This is a genomic window from Acinetobacter stercoris (assembly GCF_900323515.1).
Classification (GTDB): domain Bacteria; phylum Pseudomonadota; class Gammaproteobacteria; order Pseudomonadales; family Moraxellaceae; genus Acinetobacter; species Acinetobacter stercoris.
Genome location: NZ_OOGT01000312.1, coordinates 1 through 2,771 on the forward strand (window position 1 = coordinate 1; position 2,771 = coordinate 2,771).

Genomic DNA, 2,771 nt, shown 5'->3' on the forward strand with positions numbered 1-2,771 from the left:
CTCGGCAACTTGAGCAGTGCCTTGACTGGTGGTAGTGGCCTGAATGGGTTGTTAAATACCGCACAAAGTTTTATGAGTAGCTTTAACAAAGACACGGAGAATAGTGAAAATACCTCAGCAGAAAACCAAAGCAATGGCACGCTGTTTAGACAGGCGTTGATGCTGTTTGCTTCACCGAATGGCATCGCGATGACTACACCTGAAGATATCGTCAATCATGCAGGTCAGGAGATTGGATTTAGTTCAGGCGGTTCAACCAACTTTAGCTCACAAAAAAATATCCTGATGCATGCACAGGGCAAATATACTGCCTTTGCGGTAAATGGGATTAGCGTGATTGCTGCCAATGAGAACATCCAGATGCATGCGCAAAATGCCTTGATGGAGTTATTTGCCCGTCTGGATATCAAGATCACCGCGATGGAAGGCAAGATTTTGATTACCAGCCCGATAGAGGTTGACATTAAAGCAGGCGGGTCTCAACTTGTGGTGGGGCAACAAGGTGTCTTTGTCAATACAGACAGATACTTCAAAGTACAAAGTGGGCAGCATGTGTTTATGAGTGGGATGAAGGTGAATTTTGAGGTGCCAAACTTACCTTCGAATAAAGGAGGAAACTTTAGCAATCGCTGGGATTTTTACGAGCTGTTCTACGAACATAACTTTTCAAATGTTAAATATAAAATAATCAATAAACAAAATAGTAGTTTTATAGAGGGGTGTTTGGATGAACAAGGGCGAACAGAACGAATAAATAAAGAAGAAAATCAAGAGTATGACATTTTGATTGGTGCAAGTGAGCATTGGTCTGTTGAAGTTGAAGAAGATACAACGGAAGGAGAAGAATAATGGATACTTCAGCTAAAATAAAATTTTTAGATGCTACTGGTCAGCCTATAAATGGATTAAAACATCAACTTTGGTTATCTGGCCGATGTATTTCTGATAATAAAACTAAAGAAAATGGGGAGTCTGTGTTAATTAAAAGACCAGAGGGAAGTATTATTGATGTCAGGATTTATGATGATTCATCTAACTCATATGAGTCTAAAGTAAAATTTACCTTGCAAGGAGAAAAGCAAAATTATATTGTGCGTAGCCCCAAAGTACTTATAAGTGGTGTAAAACTTAGTGAAAAAAATGTCGCTAAAGGTGACTATGAGCGTAATTATCATGAAGTTAAGCCCAAAGAAACATTAAGAAAAATAGCGGAAGAACATCAGACTACTGTAGAACTCCTGATGAGTTTAAATAAAATAGATGATCCGAATAAAATTTATGTTGGGCAAAAGCTAAAGTATCCACCGCAAAAAAATACAGCTCAGGAGACTACAGAGCAAAAGAGTCAAGCACCATCCAGCACATCTTCTTCGAAGCAAAATGGAATAAAATCAATTACAGTACAACGTGGAGATACTTTAAGTTCGATTGCACGATCAACAAATAATAGTGTTGCTGAGATAAAAAAATTGAATGCACTAAGTTCAGATGTTATTAGTATCGGTGCAAAACTTAATGTTTATGTAAAAGGTGCAAAGGGAAATTCAGCAAGCCCAAATACAGGTAGTGATAAACCTAAAACAATACCTTCGACTAGCAAACCTGAAGTTGAACAAAAGGCTTCTAAAAATCAGGAAAAAAGTCCTGTGGCTTTGGTTACATTCCCTTTTCCTATTTTAACTTTTTCAAAGTGTTTATCTGGATTTAAAGATTGTCCATGTCAAACTTTAAATATTGGAAAAGATGGCTATATCGTTAATCATATGGTCGATATAACTGATAATATAAAATCAGAAAAAAAAATTAGCTCACCAGTAGCAATTATATTGCATAGAACAGCTGGCTGGAGTGCCCAAAGTAGTATAAGTAGTGGTAGGCAAAATAAAGCTGTAGCTCATTTTTATATATGTAGTGGTTTAAATGGAAAAAATAGAGATGGTAGTTTTAAAAGATTAAATAGCGATGGAAAAATATTTCAAGCACTTTCCTTAAATAGTCCTGCTTCTCATATGGGAGTTGCTCAATATGAGTTAACTAAAAAGGCGAAAATAGGTAATTATAATACATTATCAATTGAAATTTGTGGGATGTATGAAAATAATGCGTGGCATCCTGTGTCAGATAATCAAGCAAGATCAGCAGCATGTTTATTAACAGCTTTAATGAAAAAGTATGGTTTAGGGTTCGATAATGTTCATTTTCATGAAGATTTATGTTCTAAAACAGATTATGAGGGTAGATTACCGTGGATATCAATGAAGAAATATTTAAATAGTCCTCCAACAGGACAGAAAAAAACACCTTATCGACCAATTAATAAGCCATTTATAATGTTAGATAAANACCCAAAGGAAAATTAAAGTGGATAGTTATTTTAGAATTATATTCATAATTTTTATTCTTATTTTTATGCAAGGATGTGGAGAAAATGTAAATACAAGCAATATTAATGAAATTGGTGTGATATCAAAAATAAAGTATGAGGACAAATTTAAATGTCATGTTTTTTTGGAAAATAAATTGGAACTATATTTGGCTTGTAAGGACTGGAAATTTAATGTAGATAATATAAATGATATTTCTTATATTATGAAACCTTATATTGATAATTATATAGAAGGTTTGGTTGGCACTACTCCTGTTGAACTAGAGCTTTCAAGAAGATTTGATGTTAATGGTAAGGTTTATCTGCTATATCCTAATGGTTTTATTGCATATTTTAATTCAAAAAAAGATTATGATGAAAAAATAAAATTAAAGACATATATATG

3 protein-coding genes are annotated in these 2,771 nt (G+C 34.0%); all 3 read left to right on the plus strand.

Annotated elements, in window-relative coordinates; translation table 11 throughout:
• Positions 1–849, plus strand: an 849-nt coding sequence (locus KPC_RS18885; RefSeq protein ID WP_146196670.1) for a DUF2345 domain-containing protein, incomplete at its 5' end; no start/stop codon positions are given.
• Between the two features lie 914 nt (positions 850–1,763).
• Complete coding sequence (locus KPC_RS20975; protein WP_456049180.1) at positions 1,764–2,360, plus strand: peptidoglycan recognition protein family protein; 597 nt, start codon at positions 1,764–1,766, stop codon at positions 2,358–2,360.
• A gap of 1 nt (position 2,361) precedes the next feature.
• Positions 2,362–2,771, plus strand: a 410-nt coding sequence (locus tag KPC_RS18895; RefSeq protein ID WP_146196671.1) for a hypothetical protein, incomplete at its 3' end; no start/stop codon positions are given.